Origin of the sequence: Microcoleus sp. B5-D4 (assembly GCF_036705145.1) — a bacterium.
Classification (GTDB): Bacteria; Cyanobacteriota; Cyanobacteriia; order Cyanobacteriales; family Microcoleaceae; genus Microcoleus.
In genome coordinates this window covers 1-23,579 of the sequence record NZ_JAUBTV010000056.1, presented here as the reverse complement: position 1 = coordinate 23,579, position 23,579 = coordinate 1, and the positions used below count along the sequence as shown (strand labels likewise).

Annotated in this window: 17 protein-coding genes and 1 tRNA gene; 16 read left to right on the top strand and 2 right to left on the bottom strand. The window is 44.6% G+C overall.

Annotation, left to right across the window (positions count from 1 at the left end; all coding sequences use genetic code 11):
- Positions 1-47: 47 nt before the first annotated feature.
- Both QUB10_RS22755 and QUB10_RS22750 read left to right on the top strand, forming a co-directional pair.
- Positions 48-1,175, top strand: a complete 1,128-nt coding sequence (locus QUB10_RS22755; RefSeq protein WP_333154016.1) for a patatin-like phospholipase family protein — start codon at positions 48-50, stop codon at positions 1,173-1,175.
- Between the two features lie 109 nt (positions 1,176-1,284).
- A tRNA-Ser gene (locus tag QUB10_RS22750) sits at positions 1,285-1,373 on the top strand.
- A gap of 154 nt (positions 1,374-1,527) precedes the next feature.
- Here QUB10_RS22750 and QUB10_RS22745 read toward each other — a convergent pair.
- Complete coding sequence (locus QUB10_RS22745) at positions 1,528-2,466, bottom strand: serine hydrolase (protein WP_333205545.1); 939 nt, start codon at positions 2,464-2,466, stop codon at positions 1,528-1,530.
- Positions 2,467-2,574: 108 nt separating this feature from the next.
- Between QUB10_RS22745 and QUB10_RS22740 the strand changes: the two genes are divergently transcribed.
- Complete coding sequence (locus tag QUB10_RS22740; RefSeq protein WP_333205544.1) at positions 2,575-3,312, top strand: C40 family peptidase; 738 nt, start codon at positions 2,575-2,577, stop codon at positions 3,310-3,312.
- Between the two features lie 150 nt (positions 3,313-3,462).
- Complete coding sequence (locus QUB10_RS22735) at positions 3,463-4,467, top strand: glycosyltransferase family 2 protein (RefSeq protein WP_333205543.1); 1,005 nt, start codon at positions 3,463-3,465, stop codon at positions 4,465-4,467.
- Positions 4,468-4,644: 177 nt separating this feature from the next.
- Here the strand turns inward: QUB10_RS22735 and QUB10_RS22730 are convergent, their stop codons facing one another.
- Entirely contained in the window at positions 4,645-5,814 is a 1,170-nt protein-coding gene (locus QUB10_RS22730; RefSeq protein ID WP_333205542.1) for an IscS subfamily cysteine desulfurase, read from the bottom strand.
- A gap of 96 nt (positions 5,815-5,910) precedes the next feature.
- Here QUB10_RS22730 and QUB10_RS22725 point away from each other — a divergent pair, with 96 nt between their 5' ends.
- From QUB10_RS22725 to QUB10_RS22670, 12 genes are all read left to right on the top strand, one after another.
- Positions 5,911-6,582 carry a hypothetical protein gene (locus tag QUB10_RS22725; protein ID WP_333143903.1) on the top strand — a complete coding sequence of 224 codons (672 nt, stop codon included), beginning with the start codon at positions 5,911-5,913 and terminating at the stop codon, positions 6,580-6,582.
- 212 nt (positions 6,583-6,794) lie between these two features.
- Positions 6,795-8,117 carry a four-carbon acid sugar kinase family protein gene (locus tag QUB10_RS22720; RefSeq protein ID WP_333205541.1) on the top strand — a complete coding sequence of 441 codons (1,323 nt, stop codon included), beginning with the start codon at positions 6,795-6,797 and terminating at the stop codon, positions 8,115-8,117.
- Between the two features lie 418 nt (positions 8,118-8,535).
- A complete protein-coding gene (locus QUB10_RS22715; protein WP_333205540.1) occupies positions 8,536-9,435 on the top strand; it encodes a hypothetical protein in 900 nt (299 codons plus the stop codon).
- Between the two features lie 75 nt (positions 9,436-9,510).
- A complete protein-coding gene (locus QUB10_RS22710; protein WP_333205539.1) occupies positions 9,511-11,223 on the top strand; it encodes a hypothetical protein in 1,713 nt (570 codons plus the stop codon).
- Between the two features lie 270 nt (positions 11,224-11,493).
- Positions 11,494-12,786: an O-antigen ligase family protein gene (locus QUB10_RS22705; protein ID WP_333205538.1), complete on the top strand. Its 1,293-nt coding sequence runs from the start codon at positions 11,494-11,496 to the stop codon at positions 12,784-12,786.
- A gap of 279 nt (positions 12,787-13,065) precedes the next feature.
- Positions 13,066-14,217, top strand: a complete 1,152-nt coding sequence (gene ldpA / locus QUB10_RS22700) for a circadian clock protein LdpA (protein WP_333143895.1) — start codon at positions 13,066-13,068, stop codon at positions 14,215-14,217.
- 136 nt (positions 14,218-14,353) lie between these two features.
- Positions 14,354-16,120 carry a R3H domain-containing nucleic acid-binding protein gene (locus QUB10_RS22695; protein ID WP_333205537.1) on the top strand — a complete coding sequence of 589 codons (1,767 nt, stop codon included), beginning with the start codon at positions 14,354-14,356 and terminating at the stop codon, positions 16,118-16,120.
- Between the two features lie 487 nt (positions 16,121-16,607).
- Positions 16,608-18,176 (top strand): CheR family methyltransferase, encoded by a 1,569-nt coding sequence (locus tag QUB10_RS22690; protein WP_333205536.1) that lies wholly within the window; start codon positions 16,608-16,610, stop codon positions 18,174-18,176.
- Positions 18,177-18,179: 3 nt separating this feature from the next.
- On the top strand, positions 18,180-19,310 hold the full coding sequence (locus QUB10_RS22685) for a chemotaxis protein CheW (protein ID WP_333205535.1): 1,131 nt from the start codon (positions 18,180-18,182) through the stop codon (positions 19,308-19,310).
- A gap of 448 nt (positions 19,311-19,758) precedes the next feature.
- Entirely contained in the window at positions 19,759-21,183 is a 1,425-nt protein-coding gene (locus QUB10_RS22680) for a methyl-accepting chemotaxis protein (RefSeq protein WP_333205534.1), read from the top strand.
- Between the two features lie 195 nt (positions 21,184-21,378).
- Positions 21,379-21,519 (top strand): hypothetical protein, encoded by a 141-nt coding sequence (locus QUB10_RS22675; protein ID WP_333154003.1) that lies wholly within the window; start codon positions 21,379-21,381, stop codon positions 21,517-21,519.
- A 102-nt stretch (positions 21,520-21,621) separates the two neighbouring features.
- A complete protein-coding gene (locus QUB10_RS22670; protein ID WP_333205533.1) occupies positions 21,622-23,505 on the top strand; it encodes a methyl-accepting chemotaxis protein in 1,884 nt (627 codons plus the stop codon).
- The last annotated feature ends 74 nt before the right edge of the window (positions 23,506-23,579 follow it).

Here is a 23,579-nt window from a genome sequence, read left to right as displayed (position 1 = left end):
ATATAAATCTCAAATCTAAAACCCAAAATTGATCCGAGGTATTTCCCATGAGCAAGTGGTATCCCCAGCAAATTTTGCAAGAACCCGGTGTCAGAATCACTGCCACCGAAAAACAAACAATTCTCAGCAAATTTCCCCCTCCCGACGAAAACGGTCACATCTATGCCGACGGGGTTTTTGAAGGCGGCGGCGTGCGCGGAGTTGCGTTTTTAGGAGCACTCCGGTGTTGTAGCGATTTGGGCATCAACTGGCGAAAATTGGCCGGCACTTCCGCAGGTGCAATTACTGCAGCAGTATTGGCAACCGACTTGTCAATAGATGACTTAGAGGAAATTTTAGGACAGCTCGATTACAGCATATTTTTAACTAAAAAAAACAGTCCTCTAATTTTAAACGGCGACCCCGCCGACGACTTGCAATCTCCTGCTTGGACGCTGCTTTTCCTAACAGTTAGCCGTCAGATGGGAGAATATTCGGCGCAGCCCTTCCGGCAGTGGCTGGAAGCAATGCTCGGTCGAGGTAACTTGCACACTTTTGCCGATGTCAAACAAATCGTAAAAGACCGGGAATTAAAAGTAGTAGTATCCAACCTGACTCGCGGTGAAATGTTGGTGCTGCCCGACGACTTACACCGACGAGAATCGACGGATTCCGATCCTTTGTACGAGCAGTTGCGACTCCAAAGTGCTGAACATTTTAGCGTGGCTGAAGCCGTTCGGTTGTCGATGAGTATTCCGCTATTTTTTGAACCTGGAAAACTCGGCGATGACTTAATTGTAGATGGCGGAATTTTGAGCAATTTCCCCCTGTGGATTTATGACAAACAATCCGTCGGTGCGACTCCTGCTATGCCGCGCTGGTTTACCTTTGGGTTTCGATTAGTCGATACCGGAATTGAGACTAAAGTTAAGATTGATACTCCGCTGTCGATGCTGGCGGCGATGTTCCGAACGATGATGAAAGCAAGAGACCGCTATCACCAGCGGGAAATGGATAAAGGCAGGGTGATTAATATTGATGTGACTGATGCTGGGGTGACGACGACGGACTTTAATCTCGATGGCGATCGCAAGGCTCACCTGTACCGCTTGGGGTATTTGTATACTAAGAGGTTCTTTTTGAGTTCCAATTTTAGTTGGGAAAAGCACTTGAAGGCGAGGGGCTTTGGGGAATAGGCTGGAGGTTGAGGTCGCGAAAAGTATACAGAGTAAGGGATTGAGGAATTTTTAAATTAGGGGTTGGCAAAAATAAGATGTGTGTGCTATAGTTAGTTACTGTCATCTTGGAGAGGTGGCTGAGTGGTCGAAAGCGGCAGATTGCTAATCTGTTAAGGGTGTTAACATCCTTCGAGGGTTCAAATCCCTCCCTCTCCGTTTTAGAGCTTCTAGGAAAAAATTCCTTTTAATCAAATTTTGGGACGGGCTAGAAGCCCATCCCACAAAATTTTATTGTGGGATGGGCTTCTAGCCCGTCCCAATTATTTTTGCAGTTCAAGTCTAGTCTAGCCGCAATAATCAACTACTAAATCTAATTCAATGTCTTCATCGCTTCGACAAATTGCCGCGAGATAAATGGCAAAATTTCTTCATTCTTGCTATTCTCTTTCCCCTCGGTAAATACAACCAACAAATACGGCCGCAAACCCGATATTTCAATATAAGCAGCATCGTGACGAACTTGACTTGTCAGTCCCGCTTTTGACCACAATTTTGCTGATTCTGGCAATCCGCCACCTAAAAAACCTGTAACTTGATTTTCGGGATCTGCCTCTAATTCTGCTGGGTCTAAACTGCGTTTCATTAAACCCATCATTTCTTGTGATGCTTGGGCAGAAACAGCTACGCCGCCGATTATAGTGTGCAGCAAACGCGCCGCTGCATTTGTGGTCAGCATATTTCTATTTTCCATTAATTCTCCCAGAACTGCTCGCTCGCGACCGTAGGGGCCGTCACACCAGGTTTTCTGATTGACGTTAATATTTTCTAATTCTGGCCAATCCAATGATTGAAAGTAACGGTTGACGATGTTTCGCTGCTGTTTCCAAGTTTCAAAGGGCGCGGGTGATAATTCTGGGCCGCTGGTGGTGCCGGTGAGGGCGTCTACTACTAAACTGGTGGCGTCGTTGCTGGAATCAACTATCATATCTCGGACGGCGCGTTCTAATTCGGGCGATGTTTGAATCATGCCTTTTTGCGCCCATTCCCAGATGGCAACGAGGTAGAATAATTTGACGATGCTGGCGGGATAAATTCGTTGGGAAGCTCTAGCGCTAAAACCTCGCGGTTGATACTTCCAAAATTCTTCTGCACTCAGCGCGCCGCCTGTATTGACTCGCACCGGCGGATCGTAGACTATCCAGGTAATGGCTATACTATCGCCACTTAATCCTGTAAATTCTGACAATGCGGAGTCTATAATGCTACTGCCGAGGGTTTCTAATTGTTCGTCTTTGTGAAAAAATGTCATGGTTAATGGCTGACGGTTAACGGTTAACGGCTAGCAGCTAATGGCAATCTATCGTTAAATGCGAACAATAAATGCGAACAATTAACAGCAAACAATGAGCAATTAGCAATGGCCAATTATCAATTATCTGATGTTGTGGAGTACCGGGCGCGATCGCACATAAATATTTACGATTCCCCAAAGTGCGATCGATTGGCAACTCAAGCAGCCCTAGGGCGGCATTTGCGAGTTGTTGACCCCCCCCAGCCCCCCCTTATCAAGGGGGGGAGAAATGCCATAGACTCGGTTGTTGAGGGGGATACAACGGCTGTGATGGTGCGACTGTGCGAAGATGATTATCCGGGATGGCTGGATATTCGAGATGTTGAGTTGCTCGATGTGGCAAAAACAGTGTATCATCCTCTGGTGCTTTCTGAGGCCCAAATCAAGGAAAAATTACCAATTGTAATTACTTTCGCTCGCGAGGCTATGAACCAATCCAATTATTATCTTTGGGGCGGTACAGTCGGGCCCAATTATGATTGTTCGGGCTTGATGCAAGCTGCTTTTGTGGCTGCGGGCATCTGGTTGCCGAGGGATGCTTATCAGCAGGAAGCTTTTACTAAACCTATTAGTATCAGTGCTTTAGAACCGGGGGATTTAGTATTTTTTGGTACGCCCGAAAAAGCCACTCATGTAGGATTATATCTCGGAGATAATCGCTACATTCACAGTTCGGGACAAGCACAAGGTCGCAACGGTATCGGTATCGATGTTTTGTCGGAGGATGGCGATCGAGTCAGTCAAGCTTATTACCAGCAATTGCGGGGATATGGTAAAGTTGTGGCAAGTTATCAACCTAATTAGTTGTTGACTGTTGACTGTTGACTGTTGACTGTTAACTAATGACTAATGACTGTTGACTGTTGACTGTTAACTAATGACTAATGACTAATGACTGTTGACTGTTAACTAATGACTAATGACTAATGATTACTGATATTATCGAATAAAAAAATGGACGCTGCATTATTTTTGGAAAAATTGGCGAGACAGCAAGCTGAGGCTGAGGTTGTTCTCGATGTTTCGGTGGTGGTGCCGGTGTATAATGAGGTGGAAAGTTTGCCTCATTTGATTGAGGCGATCGCCTCTTCTATCCAACCCTCTGGACTCAGCTATCAAATTATTTGTGTAGATGACGGTTCTAAGGACGGTTCTGCTGAACTTCTCCAGCAGTTAGCCAGCACTCGCGATGACCTTTGTGCTGTAATTTTGCGCCGCAATTACGGGCAAACTGCTGCCATGTCGGCAGGTTTCGATCGCGCTCGCGGTCGTGCTATTGTTACCCTAGACGGCGATTTGCAAAATGATCCGGCTGATATTCCGCTATTGTTGGCAAAGTTAGATGAAGGCTACGATTTAGTTAGCGGCTGGCGCAAAAATAGGCAAGACAATACTATTAGCCGGTTGATTCCTTCTAAAATTGCTAACTGGTTAATTGGTCGCGTTACAGGCGTAACTTTGCACGACTACGGCTGTTCTTTGAAAGCTTATAAATCCGAGTTGGTAGCAGACTTGAATCTCTACGGGGAATTGCACCGCTTTTTGCCTGCTTTGGCGTTTATTGAAGGGGCGAGAATTGCAGAACTGCCTGTGCGCCATCACGCCCGCCGTTTCGGTCAAAGTAAGTACGGAATTTGGCGGACTTTTCGGGTGTTGATGGATTTGTTAACTATTTCTTTTATGAAAAAGTTCCTGACTCGACCGATGCACGTTTTTGGACTTTTGGGACTGACTTCTATGACGTTGGGAACGGTTTTAGGGATTTATTTGACAGTCTTAAAATTGGGTTTTGGCCAAATTATTGGGAACCGTCCTTTGCTGATTTTGGCTGTGGTTTTGCTGTTGACTGGCGTACAGTTATTTTGTTTTGGTTTGCTGGCTGAAGTGATGATGCGGACTTATCACGAGTCGCAGGGAAAACCGATTTATCGGGTGCGCGAGGTGTTTGGTTCTAAGTAACTAAATGACTTTTTTTCATCTTCCCGATCCCCCCTAGCCCCCCTTAATAAGGGGGGGACAAGAGTATGTTCATAGTCAACCCCTACTCCCCTTATTAAGGGGGATTTAGGGGGATCGAGACTTTGATAAAAATGAGAGAGACAGTGGGTTTTAGGCTTAAGTTGACACCAATACTTTCTAACTCATCACTTTTTGAGCTTGTCGGAGAGATTGAATAGTTGCGATCGCGTGTTCGGCGACTGCATCTATTTCGGCTTCGGTATTGAACCGGCCAATACCGAACCGAATTGAAGCATAAGCTAATTTGTCCGATCGCCCGATCGCTGCTAAAACATGAGATGGAGATATTTTCGCCGAAGTGCAAGCAGATCCCGAAGAAACTGCCGCCGCCGGTTGCAAACCCAACATCAACGCTTGACCGTCAACCCCGGCTACACTAATATTGAGATTCCCCGGCAATCTCTTAGTAGCATGACCGTTGAGAAAAACATCGCCCAATTCACTCAAGTTTTCCCACAAACGCTGCCGCAAATTAACCACTCGTTCTGTTTCCGACTCCATTTCCGCAATTGCCAATTCTACTGCTTTGGCAAACCCAACTATTTGCGGTGGGTAGAGAGTTCCCGATCGCATTCCCCTTTCGTGGCCTCCTCCGTGCATTTGCGGCGCTAGCTGCACTCTCGGTTTGTTGCGGCGCACGTAGAGAGCACCGATGCCTTTTGGCCCGTAGATTTTGTGGGCTGTCAAGGACATTAGATCGATATTCATCTCCTCTACGTCGAGGGGAATTTTGCCGATCGCCTGTGCCGCATCTGTGTGAAAAAGAATGTCATTTCCCCGACAAATTGCTGCAATTTCTGCGATCGGCTGGATGACGCCAATCTCATTATTTGCCGTCATCACTGAAACTAAAATTGTCTCGGCGCGAATCGCTTTGATCAAATCGCCTATATCAATCAGCCCGTCGCTTTTCACTGGTAAAACAGTAATGTCAAACCCCAATTTTTGCAAATAGGTACAGGGGTCTAGAATTGCATTGTGTTCGGTTTTTACTGTGATAATGTGCTTTCCTTTACTGAAATAAGCTTCGGCGATACCTTTGATCGCTAAGTTATTTGCTTCGCTGGCGCCACTGGTAAAAACAATTTCTTCTGGAGAAGCATTGATCGCTTCTGCTATGATTTGTCGTGACTGTTTTACTGCTGCTTCTGCTTCCCAGCCGTAGACGTGGTTGATGCTGGCTGCGTTGCCGAATTGTTCGGTGAAATACGGCAGCATCGCATCAAGTACCCTTGGATCTACGGGGGTTGTGGCGTGGTTGTCGAGGTATATAGGACGTGCGGACATAGTGCAGTTTTGGGTGAAAAAAGTGTTAGGTTTATTGTAGACGAGCCCCTTGTTCTACTACAAAACTTTATAATTAAGAAATATTTGTGAAGATTTATGCGAGCTGACATTCAGGGATTAGAAATTACTGTCGGTGAGCTCAAGCACCTCACAGGCGCGGGGCCCGATCGCGTATACCGCCCGCCGACAGCGACTAAGTTTGCCCGCGAAGCTTTGAAAACTGTCGGTTTAATTGTTTTGCTTCTAATCAGTTGTTGGCTGCTGGTTGCGATATTTCCTAGAGCTTATTTGTTGTGGTTCGCCCTCCACTTGGTTGCGATACTCGGTTTAATCCTTGAGGATGCGTGGAAAATTCGGTGCAGTCGGCAAAACAAAGATTTAATCAATCTTTTTGATGATGTGGATCGCTATAATGGTATAATCGAAGCGATCGCCATTAATGATCGGATAGAAGATGCTGGCAATGCGGGAGTCAAAATCGGCGATCGGGCAAAAGTCATTCAAGCCTTGCAGCTAATCAGAGACGATTTAGTTCGAGCTTTGAAAACCGAAAGAATTCTCAGGGAAAACAAAAAATTTGTCGCTACTAACTCCGAATTGTTTGCCAATAATTTGAGAACTTTGAATGCCCTGCAAATTAGCGATAGATCGAGCCAGCCGGGACGATTACTCAACGAAGCTTTGCAGGTAGCCGTGGGAGTTCAAGCAGAAATGAAAAAGTTGCAAGAGCGAAACGCTGCTAATTTTAAAAATGGCAAAAGTAAGTAGCGTGCACGGCTGCGTGCGCCTCTTACGCAGTAGCAATATGCAGCTTGCTGAACCGCAACAGGCAGGATGCCTGTTCCACTCGAACTCAAAGACATTTTTAAAATTATGAATTAGGAGAATTGTTGAAAAAATATCATAATTATTGTAAATTTTTACCTATTACGTAACAGGTAAGGATATCTTGGAAAGGTGACGTTAACAACCAGGTCAGTATGTCTTCTGCCAAACCCAAGATTATAGTTCTCGACGACGATCCGACAGGTTCTCAAACCGTGCACAGTTGCTTGCTGCTGACACGTTGGGACGAAGACACCCTGCGTTTGGGGCTGCGGGACAAGTACCCGATTTTCTTCATACTGACAAATACTCGATCGCTAACTCCCGAAAAAGCAGCCTCCGTCACCCGCGAAGTGTGCCAAAATCTAAAAAGGGCGATCGCCAGCGAAAAAATCGAAGACTTCCTAATAGTTAGCCGTTCCGATTCTACCCTGCGCGGCCACTATCCCATCGAAACCGACGCGATCGCTGAAGAACTTGGTCCCTTCGACGCCCATTTTCTAATTCCCGCCTTTTTTGAAGGAGGCAGAATTACCCGCCACAGCGTACACTACCTAATAGTTAACAGCGTCCCGACACCAGTACACGAAACCGAATTTGCCAAAGATTCAGTCTTCGGCTACAGTCACAGTTACCTGCCAGACTATGTAGAAGAAAAAACCAAAGGTCGCATCCCTGCTGATGCAGTCGATCGCATTTTACTCGGAGACATTCGCTACGGAAGTTTAGATCGACTGATGGACATGACAGACAACCAATGTGCAGTTGTTGACGGCCAAAGCCAAGGCGATTTAGACACATTTGCCAAACACATTCTCCATGCAGTCAGTCAAGGCAAAAAGTTTTTATTCCGCAGTGCAGCAAGTATTTTAACATCCTTAGCTGACCTCGGCCCGCAGCCAGTAGCAGCCGACGAAATGGCAAAATACGTGAGGGATGGCAAACCCGGTGCAGTCATAGTTGGTTCCCACGTTAAGAAAACTACTGAACAATTGGAGCGCTTGTTAAAAGAACCCAATATAGTTAGCATTGAAATAGATGTATCTCACTTGTTAGAAGATTCACCAGAGTATCGCACCCAACTGCTCGATGAAATTCTCGAAAAAGCCCGCACTTCTCATGCCGATGGCAAAACGCCTGTAATTTATACCAGCCGCAAGGAACTCGAATTTGAAAATACCGAAGTCCGGTTAAAATTTGGAGAGGCGGTTTCTGCTTTATTGATGGATATCGTGCGGGGACTGCCTGCCGATATCGGGTTTTTGATTAGCAAGGGCGGCATTACTTCTAATGATGTTTTGAGTACAGGTTTGTCGCTGAAAAGTGTCAGGCAAATCGGTCAAATTATCGCAGGTTGTTCGGTGGTGAAAACCGAGGCTAATCATCCTCTGTTTCCCAATTTACCAGTTGTTTTGTTTCCGGGAAATGTGGGGGATAGCCATGCTTTGGCTACGGTTTACAAGCGGCTGAGCAAGTAACCAGCAGACAAATCTAAAAAAACAGAACACCCAGAACCCCGACTTCTCTAAGAAGTCGGGGTTCTAACATCGATACCAAGCTGGAGGCTTCTATTATTTTTATGACCTCAAGCCCGGTAAATATCATCTTGGACTTAGATACCTCATTGGCGCACAAAGAGCAACTAACATCAAAGAACAGGTATTAGAAAAAGTCTGGACTGGTTGGATAGCGATGCCTTTTGTGGACTTACACCTAGTAAATTGATGAACATACGAAACTTTATTGATAAATTATATATTGTAGTGTAAGATACTTTTTTTGGAGGCGATCGAAGTTTAGTATTTTTAATTGTTTCATCATAAAAATATCACGTAAAAAATCAGTATTTTTACGGTTAAAACATTTATGAATTAGTCCTAATATATAACCAAGTAATTGATGAGTCACTTTGTGAAAGCAAAGCTAATTGATGTGATTAAGCATTTTGCCTTGTTTTTATTGGCTTTAATCATTTCGGGTGTAATGGCACTGAGCCATGTGTCCGCAGGAGCGACAGCGCCCTCTGATATAGGAATAACCAGGGTGACTGAGTTGAAATCCGCTGAAATTGATGGCATCCGCTTTGAAAGCATAATGCCAGAGCCTGTATTGACCCTTTCCAAAAAACAACCTGACACTTCCGGTGTAATTGCGCTCGGCCATGTACCCAGATTGTTAGCTGGGGCTGTTGATGCGGAACTGGGGAGGGCAACTGAATTGACATCCTTTGAATCAACACATAGCAATATCGATAGCAATGCAGTTGAAAGAAATGGTATTCGGTTGGAAATTTTAGTACCAGACAGGGTATGGCGTATACCTGAAAAACAAGATGCTACTACTCCTGTTCGGATCGGTTTTCAAATTACAAACAACACACCTTACCCCATTCGCTTTCCTCCACTCGATCCCCTGCTGGTATTTCCACTAGCAATAGTAGATGCTGATGGTAATTTATTACGAAGTTCTGGGGGTAGAGGTATGCTTCTCAAGTCTCCGCAACTGGCTTGTCCCTTAGTTCAACCGCGAGAAAATCTAACCTTTTTCTTGAAAGCGGAACTTTTCTGGCAGAACAATCAGCTTCTATTTGGAGGCAATGATGGATTGGGTGGCGGATGGACTTTCGATATTGGGCCTGGTAACTATCAAATTAGGTTGAAATACATCAATCCTAGGTCAGTATTATTCTGTGATGACCCACACATGACTGAATACAAATTAACACGAGGGATTTGGACAGGTCAAATAGTCACACCCTTTGTGAAGTTTCGCATCGTCCAATCTGAATCCAAATAAAACTTAAGTGGCAATTTTTACTCGATTTCAGGTCAAGACTGTTATTTCCTAGTACATACAAAGGAGTTGTCAGCAATGAGACTATCCCAACACTGGACAATTTTATTAAGTTCACCCTTGCTGATTTTACTCACAGGTAGAGCCAGTTTCGCGTTTTCTTTCACAATGCCATCTCAACAACCAAACCCGATATGCACTCCTACCTCGCCTTACTGTTCCTCAATATCTCAGACAAAGCCTGGTGTTGGTACTTTGACTGTCTCTACTACCTCAGTCTCTGTACTCCCACTAGGTGGCACAAATGATTTTTTTAACCTTCTCACATCATCTGTTTGGGCCCAAAATGGTTGGACTTTTAACAAGGCGCAACCTGTAGAATCTTTAACAGGTAGGTTTGATATTGGGGTTTATGCTCCCTCTATTTTTCTTACTACCCCAGAAAGAATTGGAGCTGAAATACAAGTTCTTTATAACCCTGGTGTCGGAGATCCAGTAGGAAGTAACGTCCATTTTATCCAACGGGTAGTTAACAATCATGCTAATACCATTACCCTGCAGGGAGCCATCCAGCAACCGCCGGGAACTCCTGACGATAAAATTGATACAGTCCTAGAGCAAACTCAACTAGGTTTTATCGACCCTCGAAATCCCCAAAAACCAACATTTAACCCTTTTTACGACACCTATGGTCAGGTGGTAAGGTATCCAAATCAAACAATTCTTTTTGTAGATATTGTAGCTCGAGAAGATATCTATTATAACAACAAAAACTGGAGCGCAGAACTTTATCTTGCTGAGGTCAAAGATCCCATTAATAACCCAAATGAAGTGACAATATATAATGGGATATCATGGGGTTGGGAAAGCATATTCACTCCTCCTAAAACCTCTAAAAAGTTTTCCGACAGCCTCGCCTCCGGTTTTGAAGTAGACCGCTTTAACCTCTCTGACCTTACTCCAGGTTCAAAATATATAGCCTGGACAAACAATGACCTTCCCTCCAACCGCTGCAACCCAAACACATTTTTAAGCACTCAGAATGACTCAGGTTTTCAGCTAGGATTTAACGACGACAGTAGCCCTGTAGGAAATGGCTTTGCCTCCGCACTAACTGGTACTGTGGGCAGTAGTGGCAATATCAACCTCAATGTCAGTGCTGCTGGTGGAGGTGCTCGCGGACAAGACAGAGGCAATTACGAGCTGTTTGTTGATGTTTACGACCCGCAAGAATCGCCCGATTTTAGCTCTGCAGCTAGCGGCGGTGGCGGCTTTGGAAAAGAAATGCGCGGCCTCACTCAACAAAACCCCATCCTTCCCAATTCTCTCCAAAATGGCTGGCAAGTCTTCAACAAAGTTCCCGGCTGCCGCTGGTTTGACCCCCCAACTACTTACGGCTTTGAATTCCAATCTTTGGAAGACACTTTATTTACTGAAATTCTTGATTTTCCTGCGGGCGATGACCAGGAGTTTACTGTTGCAGTAGGAGATTCGATACTCGGTAATTTCAGTCCGGGAGATAAGTTAGACTTTATTTCTTTATTGGGTTATCCAGTAGATAATTTTAGAATCACGGGGATTGATTCATTATTTGGCGAAACAGCAGAAACAGCATTTCCGATTCAATTAGCTTTTCAGGAACGGGAAGGAAGTTTCAAGATGCGGCAAATTTCCAAGCCAATTGATGCGGAAGCTGTACCGGAACCTGGAAGTATTTTGGCGGCTAAGGGAATGCTGCTGTGGTTCGCTGGGATGCGGCATATTTTGCGAAAAAAGCGGCAGGCTGGATAATTTTTCTAGACCCTAATATCCAGACCGGGGCGGGTTTTTGAGATTGTCAATTATTAGCAGGTATTGTTGGTGAACCCGCCCCTACAGGAATCACTATCGAATGACCCTAATATCCAGACCGGGGCGGGTTTTTGAGATTGTCAATTATTAGCAGATATTGTTGGTGAACCCGCCCCTACAGGAATCACTATCGAATGAACTGAAGATGCTGCGATTGCTTCGATTCGCTGGCACTGACACAAAGCTCGCAATTACACAACTATATTTCATATGAAAAATATTTACACTTTGCTATATGCTTTCAGTCTCATTCTCATCAACCCTTGGGGAGGCAGCCGCGGCGAAATTTGGACGCAGCCTAAAGTTTTTGTTGTCCTGCTGATTGTGCTTTCAAATTTATCATTTTTATGGGAAGAAAGGAAACTTTTAAGTTTTTCCCGGTCGTGGAAAGTCTGCCTGATTTTGTGGGGATTTTTTTTGACGGTGGGAGCGATTTCTACCCTCAACAGTCCTTTCCCGGAGCGTTCTTTTTGGGGACAAGACCAAATGGGAGACGGCTGGCTGTACTGGCTGTTAATTTCTATTTTTAGCCTCACCAATAGGCTGCTGTTAAAACTGCATCCAGAATTGTTTTGCTGTCAAATACGGGGTTTGCTGATAGGAGGTGCGGTTGTAGCTGTTAGCGTTTTTCCGCAAGTTGTCAACTGGCAAATTGATTATACAGCAACGAACGGTCAGTCGATCGCAAATGATGTTTTGGCTAGTACGATTTTTCGAGGACAGCAGCCGATCGCACTTTTCTCCCATCGCGGTCACGCAGCTATAGTATTGACTTTGACAGCCGTTATTTGTGCGGTAGGTTGGAAGCGGAAATTAATTAGCGAGCGCACTTCCACTCTCGCTTTATTTCTCATTCTCCCCGCTTTGCTATTTGCCAACACTCGTACAGCAGTTTTATCTTTAATTATATCACTATCTTACTTATTGGGACGGCAATATTACAAACAATTAATTCCGGGTATTTTTATTGGTTTGCTGGCCATTAGTGCGATGACTTTTACTAGACCTCTGGACTGGAATCGAGTATCTGTTGCACAAGTAATGTCCAGCCGATCGCCCTTGTGGGAAATTTCCGTGCGCGGGATTCAAAAACGACCTCTCTTTGGCTGGGGTTTTAACGGATTTGGCATCGCATATCCTTTCGTCGCCACTCCCAATAAGGTTCCTGAAATTGTGAATTTAGGTCAGTTTTCTTATGATTATATTGCCCCAAACGGACAGGTTCGCACTGAAAAAATACCGAGTTATAAAGCTCACAATTGGATTTTAGATACTGCTATTTCTACAGGCATTCTGGGACTAATCGCTGCTGTTGCTTTGTGGGGATATTGCTTGAAATGCGCGATCGCGCCCCCAAATACCGATTTATCAGCAGTGGCGATCGGCTATTTAACTTTCATTCTGCCTTGGTTTGAGTGCGCTCAATACGCGCAGGTGCTTTGGTTAGCGCTAGATGGCTCCGAATCGAGTTTTCCGAGTCCAAAACTCTCAATCCTGCAATAATAGTCGGCTTTTATCTTGCACCCACCGCTAACAAATGATATTATTATAAGTCTGCCTGCAATTAAAACCTCAGCCAAAAATTAAAAATCGTACCCGTAACAAAAACTCTTAAAAAAATTAGATTGCCAAAAAAGTCATGCTCGATACTCCACATCTAGGGCTGACCCCCCAAGTCCCACTCCTATCGGTAGCGTTTTGATACTTGTATCTGGCTGAGCCGGAAAACTCAGTACAAATTTTTGCCTCGTAATTTTTAGCTGAAAGGATTAACATATAAGGGTGACAGAACATTATCATCCCCTAAACTCATTAAAAGATGGCCATTGGTTCAAGCTGATCTGTGGGGCGAGCTTTCAGCACCTACCGGCTGTACGGAATCTCACCTTGGCTTACACCTTAGCAGGCGCTGACTGTATCGATGTCGCGGCAGATCCCGCCGCCGTCGCCGCAGCGAAAGAAGCCCTACAAGTGGCCAGCGAATTACAGGCAAGAACTCAAAACCGCAGGTTTGGCGGCAAAGGGTTGCCGTTGCTGATGGTGAGTTTAAACGATGGGGAAGACCCGCATTTTCGCAAAGCCGAATTCAACCCAGCCGATTGTCCGGTGGACTGCTGGCGGCCGTGCGAAAAAATATGTCCAGCCGAAGCAATAGTTTTTCAGAGTGCTGGCAGTGGTTTTTCCGGGGTGATAGACCAGCAATGCTATGGCTGCGGTCGCTGTCTGCCGATTTGTCCGAGCCAACTGATTTATACTCGTTCTTACGTGTCTGCTCCCGCCGCGATCGCACCTTTAATCTTGCAATCCGGTGCGGATGCCCTAGAAATTCACACGCAAGTAGGCAGAGAGGCAGATTTTGCGCGACTTTGGTCGAGCATAGCTCCCTGGGTCGCTCAACTCAAGGTAATAGCAATTAGTTGCCCCGATGGAGACGGTTTGATTGATTATTTGCGGACACTGTATCAAATAATTTCCCCCCTTCCTTGTCCCCTAATTTGGCAAACGGACGGTAGGCCAATGAGCGGAGATATCGGAACAGGAACTACTAGAGCCGCGGTCAAACTCGGTCAAAAAGTTTTGGCTGCCCAGTTGCCGGGATACGTGCAACTTGCAGGCGGCACTAATGCTCACACTGTCAGCAAGCTGAGAGCCGAGGGACTGATGAAGGATGCCGGGAAAAATTTGTCAGTTCCCCCTGTCCCATACATTGCAGGTGTAGCTTACGGCAGCTATGCCAGGGTTTTGCTATCGCCAATTTTAGAACAATTAGAAACAATGCAGACCGATCGAGCCTATGCCGTTCCGGTGGCAGTCGCGCGGCCAGCAGCCGGAGTTCAAACATCTCGGCTACCTCAGCTCGAAGCCGTCCCAGAACTTCTCTCACAGGCCGTGAGTTTAGCTTGTTCTCTAGTTTCCCAGCTCAAAGAAATTTAGTCACAAGTCATTAGTCATTAGTCATTAGTCATTAGTCATTAGTTACAAGTAAAAAACAACTGACAACTGACAACTGACAACTGACAACTGACAACTGACTAAAAAGTTGAAAAAGTCACCGAACACATCGAGGCGAATGCAGATTACAGACGACCTCAACAAATTATTAGACATCGTGCCAGATGAGATCCGGCAGCCCTTAGAGCAGCACCCGCAGCGCAACAATCTCATTGAGATTGTCATGGATTTGGGCCGCCAACCAGAAGCTCGTTTTCCATCCTTGGCCGAACCTCTTTCCCAAACTCCGATTACCAAAGCACACCTCAACTATTGCATCGAGCGAGTCGGCCACTTCGGCGGCGACAACCGAGCCGGTATCGAGCAAACCCTGCACCGAATTAGCGCCCTTCGCAACCGCAGCGGCGAGATTATCGGCTTGACGTTGAGGGTGGGCCGCGCTGTGTTCGGGACGATCGGCATTATCCGCGATTTGGTGGAAACCGGTCAGTCAATTTTGATGCTCGGCCGCCCCGGTGTTGGCAAAACCACGGCCCTGCGGGAAATTGCCCGCGTGCTCGCCGATGACTTGGAAAAACGGGTGGTAATCATCGACACCTCCAACGAAATTGCCGGAGATGGAGATATTCCCCACCCAGCGATCGGCAGAGCTCGCAGAATGCAAGTTTCCCGCCCCGAACTCCAGCACCAAGTCATGATCGAAGCAGTGGAAAACCATATGCCGGAAGTGATCGTGATTGACGAAATCGGCACGGAACTCGAAGCTTTGGCGGCTCGGACGATCGCCGAAAGGGGCGTGCAGTTGGTAGGTACCGCCCACGGGAACCGGCTCGAAAACTTGATGAAAAACCCGACTCTGGCCGATTTAATTGGGGGCATCCAAGCGGTGACGCTGGGAGATGACGAAGCAAGACGGCGCGGTTCTCAAAAGACGGTTTTGGAGCGCAAATCACCGCCCACTTTTGAAATAGCCGTCGAAATGCTGGAACGCCAGCGCTGGGTAATACACGAGCGAGTTGCAGATTCGATCGACACTCTGCTGCGGGGACGCGAACCGAGCCAGCAAATCAGAAGTGTCAGCGAGACAGGAGAAGTAATTATCGAGCGCGACTCAGCCGCTCCCCCCGCCCGGTTTCCGGGAATGCCAGCTTCCGGCGGCCCCGCTGCTGTATCGGCAATCCGGCCGATCACACCGATCTCTGGGTGGCGGAGTGCTGGCAAAATGGTGCCGATGCCCGCTCAAGGCGCGAACTTCGCTGCTAAGAGCGCGCCGGTTGCTGAGACTCGGTATTTCGAGCAACTGCTCGAAGAATCCCTGTCCGTCGAACCAGTACCCACCCCCGGACGCTATTCCCATAATGTCGGCCCTAACGGCGAAGATTTGCCCCTCCACGTTTATCCTTACGGCATACCTCGACACCAGCTCGAACAGGTGATTTCGACGCTGAATCTGCCGGTGCTGCTGACGAAGGATATTGAGAGTGCTGACGTGGTTTTGGCTTTGCGATCGAACGTTCGGAACCAGTCGAAATTGAGGCACTTGGCCAAAACTCGCCAAGTTCCCCTGCACACAATTAAGGCCGCCACTATTCCCCACGTAGCGAGAGCTTTGCGGCGCCTGTTGGACATGGATGACCCAGGTACCCCGGAAGTGGCCGACCTCGCTTTATTCGCCCGCAGCGGTTCTTCTGACGAGCTCGAAGCTCTCGAAGAAACGCGCTTAGCAGTGGAGCAAATTGTCATTCCGAAGGGACAGCCGGTGGAACTCCTGCCCCGTTCTCCCAACGTCCGCAAAATGCAGCACGAACTTGTGGAACACTATCACCTGAAATCCCACAGTTTTGGGGAAGAACCCAATCGCCGCCTGCGGATATATCCAGCTTAAAGTGGGAGGTTGATGCCTGTGAAGGCAGAAGGTAGAAGGCAGAAGGCAGAATTTTTTCCTGGCTTCTGTCTTTTACCTTTTGCCTTTTTCCTTTAAGTAGCTGACCACTTTCTGATATGATGTTGTGTGATACTGTTCTTGTTAAGGCGATCGGCTAAATTCTCAATTTATAATTCCAAATTCCCCAATTTCCAATTACCAATACTTCGACTACACGAGCTTACAAGTTCCCCAATTCCCAATAGTTCGGCTACGCACTTCCCTTCGGCTTCGCGAACCGACGAGCCGCAGGCTAGCAGCTATGCTCAGCACAAACTCAGCACCAGCTCAGTAAAAGTTGCCACTTCCCAAATTATTAAATGAATCTACCTCAGTTGACATGAATGATTCAATAATTCAGCTATTTATTAACTTAATTACTACTCAGATTGGTTTGCGAATACGGTCGCAAGATCGTTCGGCTTTGTCTCACAAAATTTTGACTCGGATGAGAGCCAAAAAAATCGCAGAACCCGAAAAATATTATAAACTTTTAACCGCCCCAACTTTGGAAAGTAAAAATGAATGGACCGAATTAGTATTGCTATTAACAACAATTGAAAGTTATTTTATGCGAGATAAAGGACAGTTTGCTCTGTTAAGAAGAGTAATTTTTCCTGAATTGATAGAGCAGAAAAGAAACTTGCACAATACCTTGGGAATGCAGCCGACCCTGCGAATCTGGAGTGCGGGGTGCTCCACCGGTGAAGAACCTTATTCTTTAGCTATTGTTTTAAAACAGTTGATTCCCGATTGGGATCAATGGAAAATATTAATTTTAGGTACAGATATCAATGAAAAAGTAATCAAAAAAGCGCCCCAGGGAGTTTACAGTCATTGGTCGTTTCGCTTGGTTGAACCGCAGATACAAAAGCAGTATTTTCATCAGAGGGAAAATGATTGGGAAATTAATCTAGAATTGCGCCAAAGTGTAAACTTTAGCTGTGTAAATTTAATCACAGATGAGTTTCCTAATATTTACCAAAATCTTTATAACATAGACTTAATTTTATGTAGAAACGTTTTTGTGTATTTTGAACATAAGTATATTTCACTGGTACTGAAAAAATTTTCCAATACCCTGCGACCTGGAGGATATTTAATGACCGGTCACGCTGAAGTTTACGGTCAAATTATGAACGAGTTTGAAGCCAAGATTTTTCCGGAGTCGGTGGTTTATCAGCGTCGGGAGGCATTACCGGAGGAAGGCGGTCAAATAGAGTCTAGGGTTGCAACGGTAGGGGAAGCCAACTCGGCATTTCGGGAATTCCCCAAAGCAGATACTATGGGCGATGATAGTGGTGAGTTGCTAACATGGGAAACGATGCCACCTAGTGTTACTACTAACAGCAATTTTCCTGAGATAGAGATGCCTCCGGTATTAAAAATAAGTAATCCGCTGGGGAAGATGCTGCCCTCTCCCTATCTGGAGGACGGCTTGCCGAACAATGCCGTGTCAGTTACAGAAAAAATACTAGCAGAAAATGCTCAAAATCAAACGTCTCAAATGCTAATCTTAGAGGCTAAAAAATCATTTAAAAATAAAGATTATACTGAGGCAATCAACAAGGCACAAGAGGCAATAGACTTGCAGGGACATAATTTTGAGGCTTATTATTTGATGGCTCAAGTTCAGGCAAATTCCGGCAATTATTCTCAGGCAATAGAATACTGTAATCGAGCTAGAAAAGTCGATCCAGGCTCAGTATTTACTGATTATTTACAAGCTCAAATTGCTGAAGAACAGGGGCAATTGGAAACAGCAAAGAAATTATTAAAGAGGACTATTTATATGTGTCCCTCTTTTGTGTCAGCCTATATAGAACTAGGGAATATATACAATAAAGAAGGTCAAGTAAAAAGAGCTCTTAAAATGTACAATTCATCTTGTGAAATCCTGAAAGCACTACCGCCAAACACTCCCATAGATTCACAGGGGAAAATGACAGCTAGTCAAGTGCTGATGAATGTTAAAAAAAAATTGTTAAGATTATACAGTAAAGAAACTGTACACTAAAATATGGAAACTAAACCGTATCTTATCTTTGAACAGAACGGTTTTCTCTGCGGTATAGAAGCCTGCTACGTTCGGGAAATTTTCTTTCTGCCGGAGTTGACAGCAATTGCAGAAGCACCTCAAGATATTGTTGGGGCGATCGACCTTCGGGGCGAAATTCTGCCCGTGATGGATCTGAATCTTCGTTTTGGATACGTTTGGCAAGAGTATTCTGTGACAGATAGTACGATCGTCATAGAGTGGCAAGAATCGAAACTCGGTATAATTGTCAATCAAGTTCGCGAAGTTAAGGAACTCTCAGAAGATGCCATCACTCCGCAGCTATCTTACGGACGAGGGAATTCAGAAGCCTCTCATCATTTTGTAGCTGGACTGGCCCGCTGCGAAGACGATATTATCATGCTGCTGAATCTCGAGCACTTAATTCGATATTCTCCCGAAAAATTAGAGGAAAGCTGGCCTGTTTCTCCAAGCAATGCAGGTAATGAAGAAAGAGGAGGTGAGGCAGACAGGGAAAATTTACAGTGGCAAATAAATGCAAAATTGTTAGGCGCAAATCCTAAAATTTTGAGCAAGAGTCAAGTTTTTTGTCCACAGGCTACGCCGGAAGAAAAGGAAATTTTTAAATCGCGGGCTAATAATTTGAGGCGGCGAGGCGAGGAGGAAAATGATGCTGCAATTAATATGTCTTTGGCAGTGTTTGCTTTGAATGGCGAATACTTTGGTATTCATTTGGATCTAGTCCGCGAATTTACTGACATTGGTCAAGTAACTCCGGTTCCTTGCACTCCAGATCGCATAGTGGGAAATATAAATTTGCGGGGAGAAATTGTGACCATAATTGATATTCGCAGTGCTTTAAATATGTCTTTCAATATGTCGGAGGCTGCCAATTATCTCTCTAAGGCGATCGTTGTTGAAGTAGCCGATTTGGTCGCTGGTATAGTTGTTGACGAAATATTAGATATTATATACTTAAATGTGTCGGAAATTGCGTCTGTTCCGGCAGCACTGCATTCTGCCAACCGTGAATATCTACGGGGGACAGCTATTTACGGGGAAAAAATGATGGCTATTTTGAACTTGCAAAAACTGCTGACAAAAGGAGGAGTAGTTGTTGATGAAGAGGTTTGAACCAAGAACAGGACTTACGCAAAGCCTATGTGCCATGAGTCCAGTGAAGCATCTGGCTTGGTACTTCATTTCCTTCCCAATCCCGATCCAACGCATAGATCAGAACTGGTAACGAGCGAGACGTAGCATGAGAGAATTATCTTGAAATGCGTCCAGGACTAAAGAAGTTAGTTATACCACAATACGGTTAAGTTAAGCTCGATCTCCCTGACGCCCCCCTTCTCAAGGGGGAGGACAATAATTTACTCAAAGTCCTCGCAACGATGCGGGGGATGCTGCAAGGAATCTCTGAGGAATAAATAGTTTTAACCCAAGCGTATTGAGTTATTATACCAAATCCGCTTTTCAAGCGAGATTTGACGAAGGAATCTAATTCGTGTATTCACTTGCTTAAATTAAGGAGAAAAATATGTTTTCTAAGTTAATAAGATTAAATATTAGAAAAAGAATGCTGCTTGCATATGTAGCGCCGGCAACTATATACTTGGGTTTGCCCCTGCTAGTTTATACAATCACTAATCAGGTATTGAGTAATTTTCAAGAAGTAGAAAGGATCGAAAATGTGATCAGACACACAAATAATATGTCTGCAGGTGCCGAGCAAATGGTACGGGGGTTGCGCGGGTATTTAATTAATAATAAAAATACGGAGTTTTTAAATGATTTTAAAACAGGTGTAGAATTAGCTCGCCAGTCGGCTAATAGTGTTGAGTCAATGATCCAAAATCCTGAACAAAAAGAACGTTTAGAGAAGATGCTACAACTCTGCGACCAATATTATGAGAGTTCTAACGAAATGGTGGTTTTTTTACAACAAAATAAGAGGGCGGAAGCAGTGGCTATATTTAACACCGGAAAACAGACAAAAATTGTGAATGAATTTGTGGAATTGAATAAGCAATTTCGCGAAATAGAAGTAAAAGCGATTAAGGAAGCTACAGAAAAAACGAAGCAATCTTTAGTTTTCTTGCTCTGGGCTGTGGTATTGGGTTCCGTGCTTTTATTGGTGTTAGGTACGGTTATAGCTTGGCTGATTTCGTCAGGAATTGCCCAAACTATCGATCGGGCAATTAGCTCGATCGCCACTTCTTCCACTGAGATTGCAGCCACCGTGGAAGAACAGGAACGCATGGCAAGTCAGCAAGCAGCTTCAGTAAATGAAACTACTACTACAATGGACGAATTGGGAGCATCTTCCAGGGCGACATCACAGCAGATAGAAACAGCGGTGGTTCAAGCAATGCAAGCTTTGAATTTAGCTGGAGGTGGCACAAAAGCTGTAGAACAAACTTTAGAAGCAATGGCAACTCTAAAAACTAAAGTTCAGGATATCCAAGGACAAATTATAGAGTTGAGCGAACAAACAGATCACATTGGTAATATCTCAACTGTAGTTAGCGATTTGGCAAATCAAACTAATATGTTAGCACTCAACGCTGCTGTTGAAGCTGTGCGGGCGGGAGAACACGGCAAGGGGTTTGGCGTGGTGGCGTCAGAAATTCGCAAACTTGCCGATCGCAGTAAAAAATCGGGAGCGCAAATTAATCTATTAGTTGCTGATATTCAAAAGGCGATTAACTCAACAGTAATGGTGACAGACGAAGGAACTAAAACAGTGGAATCGGGCGTGAATATTGCCTCAGAAACCGCAGTGGCATTTGCAGGAGTTGCCAATGCCATTAACAATGTGGTTTTGAGCTCTCAGCAAATTTCTCTGAATGCGAAACAGCAATCGATCGCGATCGAACAGGTAGTGCAAGCTATGAACTCTCTCAATCAAGCCGCAGCCCAAACCGCTTGCGGTATCAGTCAAACTAAAGTCGGTACTCAAAAATTGAATGAAGCAGCCTTAGATTTGAAAGCCGTTTTGTAGGAGAGCAATGAATTATGAGGAGTTCCCCAAAAATGCCAAATATATCCTTAAAAATTAAATCAATTGCTTTGGCGATCGGCCTCGCTACAATTCCAGCGATATTAACGGGAGTAATAACTTGTTTCTGGGCAAATCAGAACCTAATCTCAAATCAGCAGTGTACTTAGTTGTGAGTTGTGAGTTATTATTTGGGAGTTGTTATTTTTTCTTTACTACCAATTCCCAATTCCCTATACTTCGGCTACGCGGGAGCATCTCAATGAAAGCAGCCCTCCCCTAGAAATTGGAGCCAGCAGCCAGCAGCCAGCAGCCAGCAGCCAGAAGGAAGAAGCCTGAAGAAGTGTTTTTACAAATATGAGATGCTCCAGGCTACGCGAGCGTATAATTTCCCAATTCCCTATACTTAGACTATGCGAGCGTACAAGTTACCAGTAACCAATGATGAACAAATTTTTCCAAAAAATGCAGCACCGACTGTTGCTACTCCTAATTTTAAGTACCTTGATTCCAGTATCTATTGTTGGCTGGTATGGAATTTATTCTTCAACAGAAGCACTGCAAAATTTAGCATTAATAACCCTAAGTGACAGTGTTGATTCTAGCGCCAATCAAATGATTAACAAATTTGAAAATCTGAGAGCAGATATTTTGTTTCTCCCCAAAACTCCCCCTGTTCAGGGAATGATTAGAGCAAGGGCAGGAAATGGAGTAGACAAACAAACTAATTCAACTTATAAAGATTGGGTTTATCGAATGCAACTCACATTTTTAGCCATGATGGAAGCTAAGCCATATTATATGCAATTGCGTTACATAGATAACAGTGGCAAGGAGATCGTGCGCGTAGATTCTGACGGCCCAAATATCCAAGTGATTCCAGACTCTCAACTACAAAATAAAGCAGACAGAGATTACTTTCTAGCAACTATGAAGCTAAAATTAGGAGAAGTCTATGTGTCTTCTTTAGAGCTGAATCAGGAAAGGGGGAAAATAGAAATTCCTTACAAGCCAACAATTCGCTACGCAACTCCAATTTTTGATACCAAAGGAGAAAGACAAGGTATTTTGATTAGTAATGCTCTAGGTAGCACTCTGATCGACAGGGTTAAAAATCTTAATCATGAATTATCAGATCAATCTTTTATCTTAAATCAAGATGGGTATTATCTGGCTCATCCCAATCATAAAAAAACATGGGGATTTGAACTCAAAACTAAGGAAAATGTCAAAAATGATTATTCAGGAGACATTGTTGCTAAAATACTCTCAGGTGGTCAGGGAAATATTGATAATAGGGATCTAGTGATTAGCTATAATACAGTTTTTCCCAGCAAACAAAATACCAATAAGTTTTTAGTGATAGTGGATAGTTCACCCAAAAAGTTGCTATTTTATTCCATCGATTCGCTTCAAAAAATAGCAGCGATGATTGCTATTGTTTCCCTGGCTGTCGTGCTGGGATTTGGCTGGTTTTTCCTGCAACAGATTGTGGCTCTCATTCGGGGGCTGATTTACCAAATTTCCTCATTCTCAATGCAAATAGAATCTAATATGAATAGGCAAGAACAAATAGCAGATAGGCAATTTGTTTCGGTCAATCAAACAACTATAACTCTAGAAAATTTGGGCAGATCTTCTCAGCAAACAGCCGAGCAAGCTGAGTCTGTTGCCATTGCCGCTCGCCAAGCTTTAAATTTAGCCGAAGAAGGTACTAAAAAGGTAGATCAAACTCTCAATCAAATGCTGAATCTTAGAGAAGCTGTGGTGGCAATTTCTAAGCAAAATCATCGACTCGACGACAGCACGAGTCAGATTGGCAATATATCGACTCTCGCAAGTTTGGTTAGCGATTTAGCCAGCCAAACTAATATGCTGGCTCTTAACGCCGCTGTTGAAGCAGTCAGAGCCGGTGAGTACGGTAAAGGTTTTGCGGTGGTAGCAAGCGAAATTCGTAAGTTAGCAGATGAAAGCCAACAAGCAGCACAAAAGATTAATGGTATTGTTCCAGAAATTAAGGGCGCGATCGACTCCACGGTGAAAGCAACTGAAGATAGTCGCAAAACGGTTGCAGAAGGGGTGAAAACAGCACAAGATACGGCAGAGGCTTTTATGGGTGTGAGGGAAGCTTGCAATTTGGTGTTTGCTAGCAACCAGCAAATTTCATTTAATGTTAAACAGCAGGCGATCGCAATTCAGCAAGTAGGTGATGCCATGAGTTCTATGAAGGAATCTGCGTCTCAAACAGTCAGCGGCATTAATCAAGTTAAAATCGGTACTCAACAACTCACAGAAGCTGCATTTAATCTTAAAAAAGTAGTGTAGTCATTAGTCATTAGTCATTAGTCATTAGTCATTAGTCATTAGTCATTAGTCATTAGTCATTAGTCATTAGTCAT

Bases quoted from the DNA above. Each gene is read 5' to 3' on its own strand.
- QUB10_RS22755 (WP_333154016.1), top strand. From the start codon at position 48: ATGAGCAAGTGGTATCCCCAGCAAATTTTGCAAGAACCCGGTGTCAGA.
- QUB10_RS22745 (WP_333205545.1), bottom strand. From the start codon at position 2,466: ATGACATTTTTTCACAAAGACGAACAATTAGAAACCCTCGGCAGTAGC.
- QUB10_RS22740 (WP_333205544.1), top strand. From the start codon at position 2,575: ATGGCCAATTATCAATTATCTGATGTTGTGGAGTACCGGGCGCGATCG.
- QUB10_RS22735 (WP_333205543.1), top strand. From the start codon at position 3,463: ATGGACGCTGCATTATTTTTGGAAAAATTGGCGAGACAGCAAGCTGAG.
- QUB10_RS22730 (WP_333205542.1), bottom strand. From the start codon at position 5,814: ATGTCCGCACGTCCTATATACCTCGACAACCACGCCACAACCCCCGTA.
- QUB10_RS22725 (WP_333143903.1), top strand. From the start codon at position 5,911: ATGCGAGCTGACATTCAGGGATTAGAAATTACTGTCGGTGAGCTCAAG.
- QUB10_RS22720 (WP_333205541.1), top strand. From the start codon at position 6,795: ATGTCTTCTGCCAAACCCAAGATTATAGTTCTCGACGACGATCCGACA.
- QUB10_RS22710 (WP_333205539.1), top strand. From the start codon at position 9,511: ATGAGACTATCCCAACACTGGACAATTTTATTAAGTTCACCCTTGCTG.
- QUB10_RS22705 (WP_333205538.1), top strand. From the start codon at position 11,494: ATGAAAAATATTTACACTTTGCTATATGCTTTCAGTCTCATTCTCATC.
- QUB10_RS22695 (WP_333205537.1), top strand. From the start codon at position 14,354: ATGCAGATTACAGACGACCTCAACAAATTATTAGACATCGTGCCAGAT.
- QUB10_RS22690 (WP_333205536.1), top strand. From the start codon at position 16,608: ATGAGAGCCAAAAAAATCGCAGAACCCGAAAAATATTATAAACTTTTA.
- QUB10_RS22685 (WP_333205535.1), top strand. From the start codon at position 18,180: ATGGAAACTAAACCGTATCTTATCTTTGAACAGAACGGTTTTCTCTGC.
- QUB10_RS22680 (WP_333205534.1), top strand. From the start codon at position 19,759: ATGCTGCTTGCATATGTAGCGCCGGCAACTATATACTTGGGTTTGCCC.
- QUB10_RS22670 (WP_333205533.1), top strand. From the start codon at position 21,622: ATGATGAACAAATTTTTCCAAAAAATGCAGCACCGACTGTTGCTACTC.